This is a genomic window from Prevotella sp. tc2-28 (genome assembly GCF_900107705.1).
Taxonomy (GTDB): domain Bacteria; phylum Bacteroidota; class Bacteroidia; order Bacteroidales; family Bacteroidaceae; genus Prevotella.
This window is the reverse complement of sequence record NZ_FNRE01000009.1, coordinates 1-17650: the sequence shown is the minus strand read 5'-3', so window position 1 is coordinate 17650 and position 17650 is coordinate 1. Positions and strand designations below refer to the sequence as shown.

Annotated in this window: 19 protein-coding genes; 6 read left to right on the top strand and 13 right to left on the bottom strand. The window is 45.4% G+C overall.

Annotated features, from left to right (window positions below):
- From BLU47_RS08940 to BLU47_RS08930, 3 genes are read right to left on the bottom strand one after another with little or no spacing between them, the layout of a single operon-like run.
- Nucleotides 1-930, bottom strand: a complete 930-nt coding sequence (locus BLU47_RS08940) for a glycosyltransferase family 2 protein (protein ID WP_091961437.1) — start codon at nucleotides 928-930, stop codon at nucleotides 1-3.
- Nucleotides 931-972: 42 nt separating this feature from the next.
- Entirely contained in the window at nucleotides 973-1791 is an 819-nt protein-coding gene (locus BLU47_RS08935; protein ID WP_091961435.1) for an alpha-1,2-fucosyltransferase, read from the bottom strand.
- Nucleotides 1788-2951 (bottom strand): glycosyltransferase, encoded by a 1164-nt coding sequence (locus BLU47_RS08930; RefSeq protein ID WP_091961433.1) that lies wholly within the window; start codon nucleotides 2949-2951, stop codon nucleotides 1788-1790. Before BLU47_RS08930 ends, BLU47_RS08935 begins: the two co-directional genes overlap by 4 nt.
- A gap of 243 nt (nucleotides 2952-3194) precedes the next feature.
- Here BLU47_RS08930 and BLU47_RS08925 point away from each other — a divergent pair, with 243 nt between their 5' ends.
- Both BLU47_RS08925 and BLU47_RS08920 read left to right on the top strand, forming a co-directional pair.
- Nucleotides 3195-4118 (top strand): lysophospholipid acyltransferase family protein, encoded by a 924-nt coding sequence (locus BLU47_RS08925; RefSeq protein ID WP_091961430.1) that lies wholly within the window; start codon nucleotides 3195-3197, stop codon nucleotides 4116-4118.
- A gap of 11 nt (nucleotides 4119-4129) precedes the next feature.
- Nucleotides 4130-4891 (top strand): glycosyltransferase family protein, encoded by a 762-nt coding sequence (locus tag BLU47_RS08920; protein ID WP_176780519.1) that lies wholly within the window; start codon nucleotides 4130-4132, stop codon nucleotides 4889-4891.
- On the opposite strand, the gene BLU47_RS08915 is transcribed toward BLU47_RS08920, so the two are convergent.
- The gene (locus BLU47_RS08915; RefSeq protein ID WP_091961425.1) at nucleotides 4884-5645 is read right to left on the bottom strand and encodes a glycosyltransferase family 2 protein; all 762 of its coding nucleotides are present in this window, start codon (nucleotides 5643-5645) and stop codon (nucleotides 4884-4886) included. The two genes, BLU47_RS08920 and BLU47_RS08915, sit on opposite strands and share 8 nt — an antisense overlap.
- A 52-nt stretch (nucleotides 5646-5697) precedes the next feature.
- On the opposite strand from BLU47_RS08915, the gene BLU47_RS08910 reads away from it, so the two are divergent.
- The 3 genes from BLU47_RS08910 (at nucleotide 5698) to BLU47_RS08900 (ending at nucleotide 8425) form a co-directional block, all read left to right on the top strand.
- Entirely contained in the window at nucleotides 5698-6864 is a 1167-nt protein-coding gene (locus BLU47_RS08910; protein ID WP_091961423.1) for a glycosyltransferase family 87 protein, read from the top strand.
- Nucleotides 6842-7255 (top strand): GtrA family protein, encoded by a 414-nt coding sequence (locus BLU47_RS08905; RefSeq protein WP_091961420.1) that lies wholly within the window; start codon nucleotides 6842-6844, stop codon nucleotides 7253-7255. The genes BLU47_RS08910 and BLU47_RS08905 overlap by 23 nt, the downstream gene beginning before the upstream one ends.
- A gap of 240 nt (nucleotides 7256-7495) precedes the next feature.
- On the top strand, nucleotides 7496-8425 hold the full coding sequence (locus BLU47_RS08900) for a glycosyltransferase family 2 protein (protein ID WP_091961417.1): 930 nt from the start codon (nucleotides 7496-7498) through the stop codon (nucleotides 8423-8425).
- Here BLU47_RS08900 and BLU47_RS08895 read toward each other — a convergent pair.
- From BLU47_RS08895 to BLU47_RS08870, 6 genes are all read right to left on the bottom strand, one after another.
- Nucleotides 8395-9627 (bottom strand): glycosyltransferase family 87 protein, encoded by a 1233-nt coding sequence (locus BLU47_RS08895; RefSeq protein WP_091961778.1) that lies wholly within the window; start codon nucleotides 9625-9627, stop codon nucleotides 8395-8397. The genes BLU47_RS08900 and BLU47_RS08895 overlap by 31 nt on opposite strands.
- A 16-nt stretch (nucleotides 9628-9643) precedes the next feature.
- Nucleotides 9644-10423: a polysaccharide deacetylase family protein gene (locus BLU47_RS08890; RefSeq protein ID WP_091961414.1), complete on the bottom strand. Its 780-nt coding sequence runs from the start codon at nucleotides 10421-10423 to the stop codon at nucleotides 9644-9646.
- Nucleotides 10420-10812: an HIT family protein gene (locus tag BLU47_RS08885; RefSeq protein ID WP_091961411.1), complete on the bottom strand. Its 393-nt coding sequence runs from the start codon at nucleotides 10810-10812 to the stop codon at nucleotides 10420-10422. The genes BLU47_RS08890 and BLU47_RS08885 overlap by 4 nt, the downstream gene beginning before the upstream one ends.
- A gap of 2 nt (nucleotides 10813-10814) precedes the next feature.
- Complete coding sequence (gene greA, locus BLU47_RS08880; protein ID WP_091961408.1) at nucleotides 10815-11282, bottom strand: transcription elongation factor GreA; 468 nt, start codon at nucleotides 11280-11282, stop codon at nucleotides 10815-10817.
- A gap of 334 nt (nucleotides 11283-11616) precedes the next feature.
- Nucleotides 11617-12570, bottom strand: coding sequence for a phosphatase PAP2 family protein (locus BLU47_RS08875; protein ID WP_255402135.1), 954 nt, complete (start codon nucleotides 12568-12570; stop codon nucleotides 11617-11619).
- Between the two features lie 3 nt (nucleotides 12571-12573).
- Nucleotides 12574-13578 carry an NAD-dependent epimerase/dehydratase family protein gene (locus BLU47_RS08870; protein ID WP_091961406.1) on the bottom strand — a complete coding sequence of 335 codons (1005 nt, stop codon included), beginning with the start codon at nucleotides 13576-13578 and terminating at the stop codon, nucleotides 12574-12576.
- 94 nt (nucleotides 13579-13672) lie between these two features.
- Between BLU47_RS08870 and rnr the strand changes: the two genes are divergently transcribed.
- Nucleotides 13673-15826: a ribonuclease R gene (rnr, locus tag BLU47_RS08865; protein WP_091961403.1), complete on the top strand. Its 2154-nt coding sequence runs from the start codon at nucleotides 13673-13675 to the stop codon at nucleotides 15824-15826.
- Nucleotides 15827-15841: 15 nt separating this feature from the next.
- Here the strand turns inward: rnr and murI are convergent, their stop codons facing one another.
- From murI to BLU47_RS08850, 3 genes are all read right to left on the bottom strand, one after another.
- Entirely contained in the window at nucleotides 15842-16681 is an 840-nt protein-coding gene (murI, locus tag BLU47_RS08860) for a glutamate racemase (protein WP_091961400.1), read from the bottom strand.
- A 4-nt stretch (nucleotides 16682-16685) separates the two neighbouring features.
- Nucleotides 16686-17246, bottom strand: coding sequence for an OmpH/Skp family outer membrane protein (locus BLU47_RS08855; protein ID WP_176780518.1), 561 nt, complete (start codon nucleotides 17244-17246; stop codon nucleotides 16686-16688).
- 126 nt (nucleotides 17247-17372) lie between these two features.
- Nucleotides 17373-17650: IS3 family transposase (locus BLU47_RS08850; protein WP_143025518.1), on the bottom strand; the 278-nt coding region annotated here is incomplete at its 5' end.

The following is a 17650-nucleotide window of genomic DNA, read 5'->3' as shown; positions in this document are numbered from 1 at the left end:
CTATTCTTTTCCTTGATGAAGGAAATCTATTTTGGGACTAAATGTAAAACCTGCAAGTAGCCCTTTCCTATTGGCATCTAGCAGTTTCTTTTCTTCGTCTTTCGGCAAATTGCGTTTTTTTATATGATGGGCATGGGAATGGAAGCAATTTATTTGTGCGAAGAAGAATTTTAACCATCCTTTTCTCTTACGACGTAAAAAAGATTCATTTCGTACACCATAAAACACTTTCCATGCAGCAGATGCAGGAACGGTATACAATGACGAAACGTAGTTTTCTGCCGTTTTATGCAAGGCAACACTTTTTGGGACATAAATACCATAATACCCACTTTGTATTATGCGATTTGTATATTCTGAATCATCACACCATATAAAAAATTCTTTATAGGGTAAGCCAACTTCCCAAGGAATATTTCCTTTAATTAACACTGATACAAATGAAGCATGCTCAATTAATGTTACATCATCGTAAGGAAGAGCTACAGATTCAAAAACTTGTGGTTTGAGGCTTTGATCTAGCATAACCCTTGGGGCATTCATTTTATGGATAGTATTATCAATCCATACAACTTTACTACAAATAATGCCCAAACGTTCTATTTGGGTGTATGGTATCATCTGCTCTAATGTGTCAGGATGAGGTATAGTATCATCGTCCATAATCCAAATCCAGTCAGCGTGAGTCAGTGCTGCTTGCTTAATACCTTCGGAAAACCCTCCTGCTCCGCCTATATTTTCAGTCATTGTGATGATATGAAATAGAGGGTCGTTCTTGTAAGATGAGAGATAGTCGGAAGTTCCATCTGTAGAATGGTTATCAATAATGATGATACGACTGACGGGGTAAGTTTGTTTCAGTACACTTTCAATACATTCTGTGAGAAGCGCTAAACGATTGTAGGTTACAATAACACATGTGATATTCATATAAATGCTAATAGTGGTTAGTTGGTTATATACACTTGATAATTATCTGAAATATTCGTCGTAGTGGCGAGATTGATAATCGAAAAGACGGAACGACTGCATGGAGAACTGTAAGTCGTGGTCGGCGAGCCAATGGAGTGGTACATCACGATACATGGAGGCAATCAGCGTAAAGGTGCTGACTGGTCCGATGATGTAGTCGCATTCTGAGAGCAGGCAGAGGTCCTCGGCTGGTGTGCCTTTAGGGAAGAAGACCTCGGCATTACCCAGTCGTTGGCTGAATATTAACTGATTTAGCTGAGGATCGTTACTGCAGACATACACATCGACCTTTTTGTCTGGATGTAGTTGGCAGAACTGTTGTATGACACTGATGTATTCTTCGTCGGTGAAATAGAATCGTCCATTACACCAAGTCTTATAGTCTCCTCGACGGATGTGAATGCCCAATTTTAGGGAATCTTTGTCTGAGGATTCCAGGACCTTCTCCACATTGTTTCGTACTTGAGGAGCAAAATCGAACAATTCAACAATCTCCTTTTTGTATTTCTGAAACAATTCTGGGAATCTGACACTCCATCCTATAGCCAACACATGGTGGTGTTTTTCCATCACCTCAATCTGTTTTCTGTCCTTACCATCAAAGACTACCGTGGGAATGAGATGCATTTTGGCTGCTAGTTTCCCAACTACATACATATAGAAATGGTGGTAACGTGTATGTGATATCCTGAAATCTGGATATTTGTACGCAAAACGCATAGACATTGTTTTCCGTCCATGCTCACGTCCCCAGGCGTATAACTGCCCGTATTGGAAGATGTTGTTGGCCAGTCGGCCTTTGTCTGAGACAAATATCATATCAGTTCATTGAAGTGTTTAAGAGTGGATTTAAAGAGAAATTCTTGTTGGTGCTTTTCTGCCTGATGGTGTATATGTTGTTGCAGTTGCTTGTCAGACAGTAGCTGATGAATGGCCTCTGCCATTGCTCGTGCGTCTCCTACAGGCACCAACAATCCTGCTTTCCCGTCGTCGAGAATCTCACGAGGCCCTGTTGGACAATCTGTGGCAACAATCAGTTTTCCGAGGATGAGTGACTCTATCATAGCGGTGGGCAGTCCCTCCATTTTTGCGCTGTGGGCTATCATCTTGGCGTGCTTTATCCAAGGATATGGATTAGCGGTGAACCCTAGGAAAACGACATTCTCCGGGATTCCCAATTCTACGGCAAGCTGTTGTAGCATGTCTTTGTCACGCCCTTTTCCAAGGATGAAAAGCTTCTCGGGCTGATGATAGGTTTCTTTTAATATTTTGTATGCTTGAAGTAGGGTTGACGTGTCTTTCTGAGATTCTTCCAGCCGTTCTACGGCTAGAATATAAGACTGATGGATACGTGGGTCGTCAATGGCTTCGTTTGCCCGTTGTTCAAGTAATAGCTTATCTTTAGCGTTATAAATGAGTTTCCACTTTCCGTCAAGCCACGGGAATAGTTCCTCTCCTTCTTCTTTCATAGCTTTGGAGATGACGACGATGTGGTCGTAATAGGTCAGATACTTCCCTATTCGCGTCGTCCTGCGTGGATTTTGTTCCATGAGATGTTTGAAACTAAAGTGGTACCATGCAATTTTCTTTTTAGGAATACTCTTCAGATAGGCGTAATGGCAACAGTCAAAGTCTATCAGTATGTCATATTTGCGTGCAAGCTCGTTTAATCCTTTCTTGATGAGGTAACGACGAATAGGTGACAGTAGTAACTCGTCGTATATCTTAGTCATAAGGGGCAGCTTGCTGACAATTTTTTGTTTTCGCCAACGGGTCAGATATTTACTTTCTACTAAATGATATACACTGACGTTCCGAGGTACGATGTCAGAGAAAACTTCCAGTTCGTCCATCTTCGTGCTGACAGCCAATCCTATCTGATAATCAGGGCATTGCGCCAATTGACGTAGGTAGTCGACCAGTACTATGTCAATGCCTCCGTCAAGGAACCTGCTGAGGATGAACAAAATATGTTTCATGATCGCTCTTTTTGGTACAAAGATACTTCTTTCGCGCTGATTATCCAAGTTATAATATTTCTATTTAGGATAATTTAGGATTTCTCTTCATGAGTTTCTCCTTGTCTGCCAGAATTTTCATTTTTTTTCGATAAGCGTGAAGGGTTTAGGGGTGTGTTTCTACAAAAATGAAAGAAAAGTCCCATAAAATTAGGTCTTTTATTCATTATTATGTATCTTTGCAAAAGTTAAAAACGGGAAATAATGTATTATATAATCTTTGCTTTCTGGTATATTTTCTCATTGCTGCCTTTTCGAGTGCATTATGTGATTTCAGATATATTGTATTTCTTTATATATCGAATAGCCGGATATCGGAAGAAGGTGGTAAGAAATAATCTGTCAACATCGTTTCCAGAGAAATCTGACGCTGAACTTAGACATATTGAACACGGCTTTTATCATTGGTTTTGTGATTATATAGTAGAAACTGTTAAGATGTTTTCTATATCCCGAGATGAGATGCGTCGTCGTATGCAATTTGAAGGTGTGGAGCAACTCAATGCAGAACTGGATAACGGTCGTGATATAACCATCTATCTGGGACACTATTGTAATTGGGAGTGGATAAGTTCGTTGCCACTTCATGTCAAAGATAAAGGAACCTTTGCTCAATTGTATCATCCTATAGAAAATAAGTCAATAGATAAACTCTTCCTTCGCTCACGAGAACGTTTCGGAGCACATTCACTGATAATGAAAGAAGCTTTTTCCATACTGCGACAATGGAAGAAGGAGGGACGCTTGTCTGTGACGGGATATATCTCTGATCAAGTTCCCGGATTCAGCAGTATGCACTACTGGCCTACTTTCTTACATCATGAGACTCCTACATACACTGGCGCAGAACGTATAGCTCGCTTGTTGAACACTTCCGTCTATTATTTGGATATCTACAGACCCCGTAGGGGTTACTATGTCGCCAAGGTGATAAAGATGTGTGATGACCTGGAGAATGTTCCCAAGTTTGCGATAACCGAAAAATACTATCGTTTATTAGAGGAGAGCATTATGCGTAATCCAGAGTATTGGTTGTGGAGCCATAACCGATGGAAAAGAAAGTGGAAAGATTTTGTGGATTATTTCCCCGATGAGAAGGAGCGTGAGCGTATATTAAACAAACTATAATGATTACGGATATGAAGATAGGAATACTATATATAGGGATAGGACGTTATGCTTGTTTCTGGTCTGGTTTTTATAAGAGTTGTGAACAGTTCTTGGTTACGGAGGCAGAGAAACATTACTACGTTTTTACAGATAAAGAAGCGGATATTGAGTCCAATGAGCAGGTGCAGGTATTCCATCAAGACGATATGGGTTGGCCGTGCAACTCCTTGTTCCGTTTTAAAATATTTAATAGAATCAAAGAACAGTTACAAGATAACGACTATCTTTTCTTTTTTAACGCCAATGCAGAGATTGTAGCACAGGTTACAGCAAGCGACCTGCTGCCTGTCGATGAGGATTATTCTGCCCTATGCATGGCGGAGGCTCCAGATCATCTCGGGCACGAATCGCGTATGGCGTCTGTGAACTGTGTCGCTCCTGGAGAAACTGACTACTACTTCTCAGGAGCTTTGAACGGTGGAAAGTGCCGCCCTTATTTACAGCTGATAGAGGAATGTAACCGATTGGTTGATTTAGATTTGGAACATGGCATTATGCCGATTTGGCACGACGAGTCTGTTCTTAATCGATTCTTAGTCGGTAAAAGCGTGAAGCGCATGACACGTGTGATGGGTAAACCTGCCAACTGGAGCGAGCCTCGTCATGCCAAAATAATTCTCCGACGCAAAGAAGATGTGTTGGGACGTAGTTGGCTCCGTAATTACAAAGGGCGTGAACACACCAATACCTGGTTTCGTAAGCTGATACGTAGAATCGGACTAATCAAATAGATTGCTCGTATTTCTTGGCGAGGAAGATGAACTGATAATAGCCTTCCAATACGGCTTTGATAAATCCTGGACGACCATCAAGAATGGCGCCTTTCAGGATGTAGGTTTTGAAAAAACGGAAGAAGGGACGCCAGAAAAAAGCCATTGTCCCATAGTGCTTATGCTGCTTCCGTTCCAGTTCGTTGCGAGTGTATTGGTTGGTCTTGTAGACAATGTTCTCTATAGTGTCGTTGGCTAAATGCTCAAATGCCAACTCTTTTCGTTTGGCGGGAATCTTCTCCACCCGTCCTGCTACCTCAGGTACACAATGGATAATAGCAGGCCAGTGGGTCTTGTCTTTACGGAAGAAACGTAGGATGTGGTCAGGATAGTGGCAACGCATGAAACGTCCCATGAAGTAGTTCTTGCGTGGAATGAATAATCCGTCAGGACAATGCTCCTGCTGAACAAGCGTGTAGAGATAGTTTTTCAGTGCGGGTGTAACCACTTCGTCTGCATCTACTACGAGTACCCATTCGTTGCTGGCTTCATGAATGGCATATTCACGGGCAGGTTCCACTATATTGTATTGCTTGCGTTCGAACGTGACGATGCGGCAATGGTGTTTTCGGGCGATTTCCAGTGTGTGGTCCGTACTCTCCATGTCGCATATCAGTATTTCGTCAAAGTCCTTGACTGCAGTCAACACCCTGTCCAGATGCTGCTCGGCATTATAGGTGTTGATGACTACTGATATCTTATTTTTCTCGTTCATGTGTGCAAATTTAGGGATTTTTTTGTAATTTTGCAAACAAAATATGTAAATAATGAAAGATAAGTGCAAGGCGTTTTTCGCCAAACCGTTTTTTCATGACTATCGCACCCTGTTAGGGTTGTGGTTGCTGTTAGGTGTTCTGGCAGCTGTCATGAAGATGCATAGTCATAATAATTTCCTTGTTTTCCGAGGTGTCTTCTGGCATACATGGCAACAGGTATCACTCTTTGCGGAATATCCTGCCGAGTATTGGGATATCAACCACTACGGTCCGCTGTTCTCACTCGTTTTCGCTCCGTTTGCCGTTGTGCCAGAGTGGCTTGGCATGCTGTTATGGTGTGTGGCTCTGTCGTTGTTCCTGTATGTGGCTATCCGTCGTTCCGACATGACGAAATACCAGCAGTTGTTCGTTTTGTGGTTCTGTGCCCATGAACTGTTGACAGCCCTTTATATGCAGCAGTTTAACATCGCTATAGCTGCCATCATCGTGCTTGCCTTCTTCCTGATTGAGAAGGAGCGAGATACGGAAGCGGCCTTTTTTATCATGCTGGGTACGTTTGTGAAGCTCTATGGTATAGTGGGTTTGGCGTTCTTCTTCTTCTCCAAGCATAAGGTGCGCTTTGTCTTGTCGTTGATAGGGTGGGGCATTGTTCTTTTCGTGGCTCCTATGTTGATTAGTAGCCCCGAGTACATTATTGGTCAATACCAGGAGTGGTATGCCAACATCGTGGCTAAGAATGGCGATAATATAGACTCCATAGCGCAGAATATCTCAGTCTTAGGTATGGTACATCGTATCTTTGGCGTGACGTTCAGTGATTTGTGGCTCATCGTTCCTGGACTTCTGATGTTTGCAGTTCCCTATCTGCGTTTCAGCCAATATCAGCATGTGGCTTTCCGTCAGACCCTGCTCGCTTCGGTGCTGATGTTCGTAGTGCTGTTCTCTACCGGCAGTGAGTCGAGTGGCTATATCATTCCCTTCGTAGGTATAGTGATTTGGTATACTGCAGCTCCGTGGCAACGTAACGGTTGGGATGTGGCGCTGTTGGTGTTTGCCTTCATCTTGAGCAGTTTGTCTCCCAGCGACTTGTTCCCCGCCTATCTCCGCAAGGAGTGGGTACAACCCTATGCCCTGAAGGCTCTGCCTGTCACGCTTATCTGGTTGAAGTTATGTTTTGAGATGTATACTAAGGACTATGCAGCAAAAAGTATTCGATAAGACCTTTCTGACCTTTTTGGTGGTGGGGGTGGTTAATACGCTGTTCGGTACCGCTATCATGTTTGTGCTTTACAACGTCTTTGGCTGCAGTTATTGGGTAAGTTCTTTTTGTGACTATTTCTTTGGCAGTATCCTAAGCTATTTCCTGAACAAACATTTCACGTTCCACTATCAGGGCACTGACTGGCGAAGCATCGTGAAGTTTGCACTGAACATCGTGGTGTGCTACTTGATAGCCTATAGCTTGGCATTGCCTCTGACGCGTTATGCGCTGGAGAGTATGCACTTCAGCAAGACTATTGTTGAGAATATCGCCATGCTGGTAGGTACGGGTCTGTTTATGCTTATCAACTACGTAGGACAGAAGTTCTTCGCCTTTAAGAAGAGGTAAAGACAGGATGGCGAGGGAGACTAAAATCGCCAATAGTTTGTAGTTTTAAATGTAAACTCTCTGGATGTTCTGATTCTTATATTAAGAACCATGAAGCGATAAGATAGTAGATTGTTCGTTCTGGAATCTGGCTGATGTTATTCCTGTCTTGTGCCAGAAGAACTTGCACTATATAGCAAATTTCCTTGGAATATTCAGAAAATATCCATATCTTTGCAGTGCGTTAATTTAATAAAAGAAATGAAAAAGGTCTCGATTCTTATCCCGTGTTATAACGAAGAAGCTTCCTTGCATGCACTCTATGAGGCATTGAAGGAGTTGATGGATAGCCAGAAGAACTATGATTGGGAGGTCATAATGGTTAACGATGGCAGTAAGGATTATACGTTTGATATTATCAAACAACTGCGTGAGAAGGATCCACGAATTTGCTATGTGAATCTTTCCAGAAACTTCGGAAAGGAGAATGCGATGTTGGCGGGGTTCGATTATGCCACAGGTGATTGTATGGTCATTATGGATGCAGACTTACAGCATCCCCCTACGGCAATCCCTGATATGTTGGCAAAGTGGGAAGAAGGTTACGAAGATGTGTATGCCAGAAGAATAACGCGCGGAAAGGAAAGTTGGTTGCGCAAGCAGTTCTCTTTGCTCTACTATCGTATGTTGCAGCATGCAACACGTGTGGAAATCTTAGAAAATGTAGGTGATTTCCGCCTGTTGGACCGTAAGTGCATCAATGCACTGAAGGAACTGCGTGAGACACAGCGCTATACAAAAGGCATGTATTGTTGGATTGGCTTCAGAAAGCATGAAATCTGGTTTGAACAAGGTGACCGCTTTGCGGGAAAGTCTTCCTTTAATTTCTTCCGACTGCTCAATCTGGCTATTGACGGAGTAACCTCGTTTACGACGGCTCCTTTACGTTTGGCAACGTTATTAGGGCTCATCGTGTCGTTGGTAGCCTTTGCTTTCATGTGCTATGTGTTGCTTACCACTTTGGTTTGGGGAGACCCTGTGCAAGGTTATCCGACCTTGATTACCGTAATCCTATTCTTAGGGGGAATCCAGCTCTTGTCGCTTGGAATCATCGGTGAGTACTTGGGACGTATTTTTTATGAAACCAAAGGGCGCCCGGTCTATGTGGTCAGTGAGGTTGCTGGTCTCTGAGGCGAATAGTCGCGATTATACATCTCGTAACAGAGTTTAAACCAAACAATGCTGACTGGCAGGGCTTTCAGCGCATAAGGTTGTATAATCTCACGATAGATAACTTTTGGGAAAAGGTCGCCAGGGGAAAGACTGGAGAATATAAAAACGATAACCATTAGCGCCACATCCCATCTTGAACGCTTCCAAGGAGCACAACAATACCAAAGGGCAACTCCAACGAAGGCGATGATGTAGGTGCTGTTCTCTGAACCAGTACTGAACAATACCGTAAACATCAATACAGAAGCTAATAACGTCTGATGGAAAGCGATATTCTTGTATTGGCTGATGCGCAGATAGGGAATGCCAAATGCAATGACACCAGGGATGATGAGCCAAAGATCACTGTACGTGATAATCTGAGTAGTCCTGCGCACGATGCCCAATAGTGAGATGTTTGTTGAGAGGTCAGCCATGTTGCCTGTTAATACGTTGGTGTTGTCGGCATTTTTCTCGATAAGGTTAGTATACCACTCGCCATACTGTTGTACAACATATTCAGGACTTGATATCAACATGGGGGCAGCAAACATGACAATTCCCCAAAATAGGCATGAGAGGATTAGCGTCACTTTATTCTTGGAAAAGAAAAAGAATGCAAGTCCAACAATACCGTAGAGCTTTATCATGGTTCCTAACACTATAAAGAATGCTCCCCAAAAATCTTTACCACGTTCTATCATGGTGAATGTCAATAAGATACCTGCAACGATTGCGATGTTGTACTGCTGCATGAAGAGGGCGTTAAGTAACTCATGAGTACAGAACCAGAGGATAAAAAGCTGTTGGAACTTAGCCAGGTCTGAGCGACGAACGCCAATGTACAGGAACAGGCTTAAGAATAGGAGCCAACATAAGAGTCCAATCCATCTTGGCATGAGTGCGAAAGGAGCTATGACTAAAGAGAAAAACGGACCGTAGTGGTTGATGTCGTTATATTCTTGTGGGTATGCGTCATATAAGGGTAATTGTGCCAAGGTATGTTCCCAGACACCTCTGAATACCATGAAGTTATTGTCGCTATTGTAGACTTTAGTCAAGGAAACAATCAAGCAAATCAGAACCCAGAGCAGAAGGATGGTTCGAAAGTCGTGAAAAAAAGGTTTCCTAAGCAACTGTGAGATGTTGTTACGACATATTGTAAGACAGGCACTGCTCATGCCAGAAAAGTAGTTGCTAGACATGTTGTCGGTTAACAAATTCGGTGAAAGTGATAAACTCGTGGTTGCGGTCTTTCAGCATCTTGATGAGGCTATCCAAGCGCTGCATCATCTGGCGTCCGCTATGGTTTTTGATGATGAAAGGCATCTTAAATTCAGGATGCTCCTTCAGATCGTAAAACTCCCAGGGATGGAAATAGGTGACGAAATAGCCGTCCTTGCTTAACACGCGTCGTACCATCCAATGGTAGAGTGCTTGTGGCAGATTGTGTAATGCCAACCAGAAAAGCGGGAATCGGATGAGTGGTGTGACGGATGCAGGAATCTGCATGACACCACCCTTCATAAACCAGGTTCGGGGCTCTGTCAGGTGCATATAGCGCCCAGGAATGAAAGCGGGGTTCAGTGAGGAGTTGTATCGGTAGCCCGCCTTTTCTATCTCCTCGTCGCTGACGGGGAACATGCGTGGCTGTCGGTAACCATATACTTGGCGCCCGGTCACTTGTTCTACGATTTGTTTTGATACGGCGAAGTCGGTCTCCTTGGGTTGCCAATGGTCTACACCATGACAAGCCACCTCGTGCCCTTCGTTCATGATGCGTTGCATCACCTCTGGGGCATTCTTGGCGAAGTTGCCCGTACAGAAGAACGTGGCTTTCACCCCGTTCTGTTTCAGGACGTCGAGGATGCGGTTGGTGCCTTCTACTGACACCTTCATGCCGTCTTCCAAGGTAAAGTCTACACCATGCTCACGAGGAACATCAAATTCCTCCGTATCAAAACTGAGTAATATCATACAAATGCTTTTTGAATCTTGTCGGCAATCTCCTTGAACTCTTCTTCGGTCAGCTTCAGTTTCTCGCGACGGAAGTCGGCGTCGGCCTCACTCTGCATGGGAATAAGGTGGATGTGGGCATGAGCCACTTCCAATCCAAGTACCACTTGGGCGACTTTCTTGCAGGGGAAGGCCTTCTTGATGGCAATGGCTACGCGCTTGGCAAACTGCTGATAGCGGGCCAGCTCATCGTCGTCCATATCGAAGAAGTAGTCTACCTCACGACGCGGAATGACCAATGTGTGACCTTTTACCAGAGGATTGATGTCTAGGAAAGCATAGAACTCGTCGTTCTCCGCACACTTATAGCTGGGAATCTCACCGGCAGCAATCTTACTGAATATATCCATAATTATGCAATTGAGATGTTCTCGATACGCAGTTTGATGGTGCCACGAGGAATGGTGATTTCTACCTCGTCGCCTACCTTCTTACCCAGCAGTCCCTGTGCAATCGGGGTTTTGATAGAGATTTTGCCTGCACGCAGGTCAGCCTCGTTCTCACTGACGATGGTGTATGACATCTTGGCCTTGGTGGTCAAGTTGGTCATCTCCACTTTGGTCAGAATCTGAACGCAGTCGGTGCTCAGGCGGGAGGTGTCTACAATCTTGGCTTCTGAAATGGTCGCTTTCAGACGATTGATCTTATCTTCCAAATGAGCCTGTGCCTCCTTGGCGGCATCATACTCGCTGTTCTCACTAAGGTCGCCTTTCTCACGTGCCTCTGCAATAGCTGCTGAGGCTTTGGGGCGTTCTACCGCTTCTAGGCGGTGCAGTTCGGCTATGAGTTTGTCATAGCCTTCTTGTGACATGTAAGCCATACTTTTACAATTTACTATTTTACTTTTTCTATTTACAATTTTAAGTCGGACGTAAAAAATAAAAGAATTCCGACCCATCTTATCGTCGGAATCCCTGAATCTCTCTATGTCCTATTTTCGTTTGCAAAGGTAGTGATTTTTTTGTTGACGACCAAATTTTCGGCAAAAAACTTTAATTTTTGCTTGATTTAAGTCAAGAAAGTGTGATGTGGACACTATTTTCGGGAGGCGATTTCTTGGAGTTTCCCCTAAAAAACTTATCTTTGCAATGTGTTTTTCATAGTATTAGATTTAAGGTTAACAAAGGTTAGGGGTTCAGCGGAGCCCCATTTTTTTATGTCTTTTTGTAGCAGAAGCACAAGATATAGTATAATAAAATGCCAGTAATAAGTCCGGCTATAGCGTCGATGGCGTAATGGGCGTAGATGTAAACGGTAGAAAGACACATCAATAGATAGAATGGTAACATGCCGAAGAAGAGCCTGCGACTGCGTGTGCGAAGGGCTAACATCATCAGGACGGTGGTGACACCGACATGACTGCTGGGGAATGCTGCTGTCGGTCGTTCGCCTGCATCGTGGGTGATGTCCAATAGGTGGTAGAAGAATCCTTCATTCCATCCGGGGGCTGCCATACGCTCTGAGTGCGTCAGAAACCAGTCACCGAGATGGGGGAAGATGCCTGCAGCTATCTTATCCGTACCAACAGCCAGGTAATAGAACTGAGGTCCTGTGACGGGCAGTAGGATGAAGATAAAGTAATAGATAAAGAAAGATGTCAGGATGACAAAGGTAGCCAGTTGGAACTCTTTGTATCGCTTAAAAAAATAGTAGAGGGTAATCGTGGCAATGAGGGGGAAGTACGACACATATCCCAGGCACATCAGTTCCGAGAACCACCCGTAGGGAACTACCTGAGAGAAGAGCAATGATGGCTGACAACCAAACAGATTTTGTTCCCATTGGGCAAACACATAGTCCAAATTGGGCAGCAAGCGGTTCAGTTCGTAGGTGTCAGGGTACCACCATCCCAAGAAAGCCATCTGAGCGATGATGCGAGCCAGCATGGTCAGCCTGCAGGGTACCATCCTGTACACTACCCACATGGCCAATGTCACTGCAGTATATTGGAAACGCCCCCAGAGCATGGGTTCGGGATTGACCAGCTTGGTCCACATGAAAAGCATCATCAGCAACGTAAACACCATGTAGCTCATGGTGATCCATTCCACTGCCAGCAGTCCGCGCTGAGGTTTCTTCTCGATGATGAATAAGTCCTTAATCTTCAATTTTCAAAGCCATTTATTCTTCTTATACCATGCTACGCAACGGCGCACGCCTTCTGCCAACTGAACCTGAGGCTCGAAGCCCAGTTCTTGTCTGGCGGGTTCAATGTCGCACCGCCAGTTACGCTGTTTCATAATATGGTATTTGTCATTGTTCAATGCGGTTATCTTCCCCGTCATGTGTCCGATGCGGTCACCACAGAATGTGATGATGCGAAGCAGCCACAAAGGAGCCGTGATACGAATCCACCAGGGGTTGCCCAGTTCCTTGCGTATCAGGTCGCTGAACGTGCTCGACTGGTAGACTTCACCGTCTGACAAGAAATATCTGCGACCGGTTTCTCCTTTCTCTAAAGCTAGGAATACGGCCTGCACGACGTCTGTGACGTAAACGAACGTGATGTCTTGCTGTTTGTATCCTACGGCGAAGTCGGTATGTGCCTGAATACTCTTGAACATCATGAAATAGTCGCGCTCACGAGGACCATAGACGCCTGTGGGCCTAAGGATCACATACGGAAACAATTTCTCCTTTTGCGAATCCAGCCATTGCTCGGCTTCTAGCTTGCTTTTACCGTAGGCCGTGTTAGGCTGTGCCTTGTCGCGCTCGTTGATTTCGCGATAGGGTTGTTCTTCGCGGATAGCCCCCATGATGCTCAATGAACTGATATAGACAAAGCGTTTCAGGGGCATCTGCAAGTCGAGCAGGGCGCGCACCAGGTTCTTCGTGCCTTCGGTGTTGATGCGGAAGAAATCCTCTGGATGCAGGCATTTGGTTACACCCGCAGCATGTACCACATAGTCGAACTGCAGGTCTTTCAACTGTTCATGTAGCTGTTCTTCCGACGAGAGGTTCAGCTCGATGAAATGGATGCGCTCATCCTGCAGGAAGGCTTTCGAACTACTTTTCCTGATGGCTGCCCATGTCTCAAAGCCCTGTCTGAGTGCTTCCTCCACGATGAAAGAACCAATGAAACCACTGGCCCCTGTAATGAGTATTTTCGGATTCATGGGTGCAAAGGTATAAAATAATTCATAATTTATAATTCATAATTCATAATTATTTCTTATCTTTGCGCTTAGAATACTAAAAACATGATATACTATGAGTAAAGGAAAAGGCAAACGACTGAACAAGAAACAGATTGCGGAAATGCTCCAGACATTGTTTCAGCAGAATCCCAATGAGACATTCTCGTTAAAGCAGATATTCAAAGCGTTGAAGTTCGATACGCATCCCGTCAAGATGATGGCTGTCGACCTGATGGATCAGATGGCGTGGGACGACTTTCTCACCAAGGCTTCTGATAATTCCTATCGGTTGAATCTGAAGACGCAGGTGCAGGAAGGTACTTTTATCCGAAAGGCCAACGGCAAGAATTCTTTCCAGCCTGACGATGGCGGAAAGCCTATCTTCGTTTCGGAACGTAACTCCATGTTCGCACTGAACGGCGACCGTGTGAAGGTTGCTATGATGGCTCGCCGTGAGCGTCATATCAAGGAAGCGATGGTGGTTGAGATCCTCTCGCACAAGATGGACCAGGCTGTTGGTAAACTGAAGGTGGAGAAGGACTATGCCTTCCTGGTGACTGAGGGTAACATCTTCGTGCATGATATCTTGATACCGAAAAAGAAGCTGAAAGGCGGAAAGACCGGCGAGAAGGCTGTCGTCAAGATTACGCAGTGGCCTTCGAAGGATTCCAAGAATATCGTGGGTGAAGTGATTGACGTGCTGGGTAAAGAGGGCGACAACAATGTGGAGATGCATGCCATCCTGGCTCAATACGGACTGCCTTACAAGTATCCGAAACAGGTTGAAGAGGCTGCCGAGAAGATTGAACCAGGCATTACCCCGGAGGAGATAAGTCGTCGTGAGGACTTCCGTGAGGTGTTTACCTGTACCATCGACCCCAAGGATGCTAAGGACTTTGACGATGCACTGAGTTTTCGTCCCATCGCAAACGGAAAGTACGAGGTCGGTGTACATATCGCTGATGTCAGCCATTATGTCAAGGAGGGCTCTATCATCGACAAAGAGGCCGTGAAGCGTGCCACTAGTGTCTATCTGGTCGACCGTACCATACCGATGCTCCCCGAGCGCCTCTGTAATTTCATTTGTTCGCTGCGTCCCGACGAGGAGAAACTCTGTTATAGTGTTATCTTCACGTTGGACGAAGAAGCCAATGTCAAGAGCTATCATATTGCTCACACGGTGATCAAGAGTAATAGAAGGTACGCGTACGAGGAGGTACAGGATATCCTAATGGGCAAGGACGGCGACTATGCCAATGAACTTCGTACCCTCGACCGCTTGGCCAAGAAATTGCGTGAGAAGCGTTTCAAGGGCGGTGCCGTGAAGTTTGACCGTGAGGAGCTTCACTTTGACATTGATGAGAACGGAAAACCTGTCCGTGCCTATTTCAAGAAGTCGAATGATGCTACCCAACTCATTGAGGAGTTCATGCTGTTGGCCAACCGTACCGTAGCGGAAAGTATCGGTAAGGCTAAGAAACCAGCTGGTAAAGGTCAGCCGTCAAAAGCCAAGACGCTGCCATACCGTATCCATGACCAGCCAGACCCCACCAAACTGGAAACCCTGCGTGAGTTTGTGGTGAAGTTCGGCTACAAGATGAAGACCAGTGGTACGAAGGGGGCCATTTCCCGTTCGCTGAACACGCTGATGGAGGACTGTCAGGGCAAGAAAGAGCAGAAGCTGATAGAGACCGTGGCATTGCGTGCGATGATGAAGGCCAAGTATTCTACCCATAACATCGGACACTACGGACTGGCTTTCGAATATTACACCCACTTCACGTCACCCATCCGCCGTTATCCCGACACGATGGTACACCGTCTGCTCACCAAGTATCAGGACGGAGGTCGTTCGGCTAATCAGGAAAAGTATGAAGAGCTGTGCGAGCATTGTTCCGACATGGAGCAGGTTGCCCAGCAGGCTGAGCGCGACTCTATCAAATACAAGATGGTGGAGTTCATGGAAGACAAGATCGGTAACGAGTACGATGCCCATATCTCCGGCATTCAGTCGTATGGCATCTATTGCGAGATAGACGAGAACCACTGCGAAGGCATGGTGCCCATGCGCGACTTGGATGATGACTACTATGACTTCGACGAGCGCAACTACTGTCTGGTAGGCCGTCGCCATCATCATAAGTATCAGTTGGGCGACGCTGTGCGTATCAAGGTGGCGCGTGCCAACTTGGAGAAACGTCAGCTCGACTTTACCATTGCTGACTAGTTCTCAGCCGTTTTGCTAAGCAAGTGTGATGTTATCCACCTCTACAGGCTCGTGGAGGAAGATTTGCGCTGACTCCTTGAACTTCTCGGGGTTCTCAGTGGTCAGGTAGTGAACGTGTCCGCCCTTTGTGCAACGCTCCTCTATGGCGGGATGATGGACGAAATAGCGTTGCAATGCTCCTGCCACGTACTCACCCTGTGACACGATGCGGATGCCACGAGGTGTGTATTTGTGAATCTTCGGCAGTAGGAGCGGGTAGTGTGTACAACCTAAGATAATCGTGTCGATGTCTGGGTCTAAGCGCATCAACTGGTCGATACGCTTCTTCACAAAGTAATCGGCACCCGGCGAGTCTGCCTCGTTGTACTCTACCAATGGAACCCAGAAGGGACAGGCGACACCGCTTACTTGTATGTCCGGGAACAGTTTGTGAATCTCCAGATTGTACGACTCACTCTTGATAGTACCCTCTGTGGCAAAGATGCCAACGTGACGAGAATGCGTCAGCTGACCGATGACTTCTGCCGTTGGACGGATGATGCCTAACACGCGCCGGTTGGGGTCCAGGTTAGGCAGGTCGTTCTCCTGAATGGTGCGCAGGGCCTTTGCCGAAGCCGTGTTACACCCCAGAATGACCAGGTGACACCCCATTTCAAACAGGCGTGTTACCGCTTGGCGCGTAAACTCATACACCACATCGAATGAGCGTGTTCCGTAGGGCGCACGGGCATTGTCGCCCAGATACAAGTAGTCGTATTGGGGAAGCAACTGTCGAATGCCATGCAGAATGGTCAATCCGCCGTATCCACTGTCGAAGATGCCAATCGGACCTGGTTCGCTGGGGAGAACTGCCATGATCTTATTGTTTAACGTTTATTGTTTCTTGTTTATTGGTTACCGTTTTCTTTACGGCCTCTGTAATGTCTATTCCTTGGGCGGGATTGACATAAGTAACGGCACCCTTATCCATGTTTAATACAAAAGCCAGTTTGTTTTCTTGTGCAACGCTGCTTACAGCCTGGTCAATCATGTTGATGATCTCCGTTGTCAGTTTTTTCTCGGCATTGTCAAGCAGTAACTGACTCTCTTTCTTGAATGCTATGTTCTTGTCCAGAATTTCCTGCAGTTCGCTCTGGCGCTTTTGCAGGATGGTCTTCGGATAAGTGGCTTGTCCGTCCAGGAATTCCTCATATTTCTTGTTGAAGTCATCCTCCACGCGTTTCTGTTCGGCCTCATACTGCTTGCGCAACTCTGCCATACTGGTGGTCATTTCGGCATATTCGGGCATGGCTACCATTACCGAGTCGTAGCTCAGGAAACCATATCTCATCACAGCAGTCAAGCTGTCGGCATTCAGCTCCTGTGCGTAGGTTGTCAGTCCTGCCAGAAGCGTTACGAGGATCATCATTATCTTCTTCATCGTTCTCATTTTTATGTTATTCGCCGACAAAGGTACGAATAAGTGAGCGAAATGCCAAATTTATTTGAGCATTTCCGAGCGTGAGTACCTTTGAAGTGACCCCAAGAAGTTGGACGGGTTAAACATTTACGTATTTAATTGAGTCATTCTGTATTGTACTGGACTCATACCATTTAACTTGATTTTTATTCTTTTATTGTTATAATAGTCAATATATTCTTCTAAAGCCTTGATAAATTCTTCTGGGGAATCAAAGTTTTCTGCATATAGCAGTTCCGACTTCATTATCCCAAAGAAATTCTCAGCCACAGCATTGTCTAAGCAGTTCCCTTTCCTTGACATGCTTTGGATGATATCATGGCTTTGTAGTTTTCTGCAATATCCGTAATGCTGGTACTGCCATC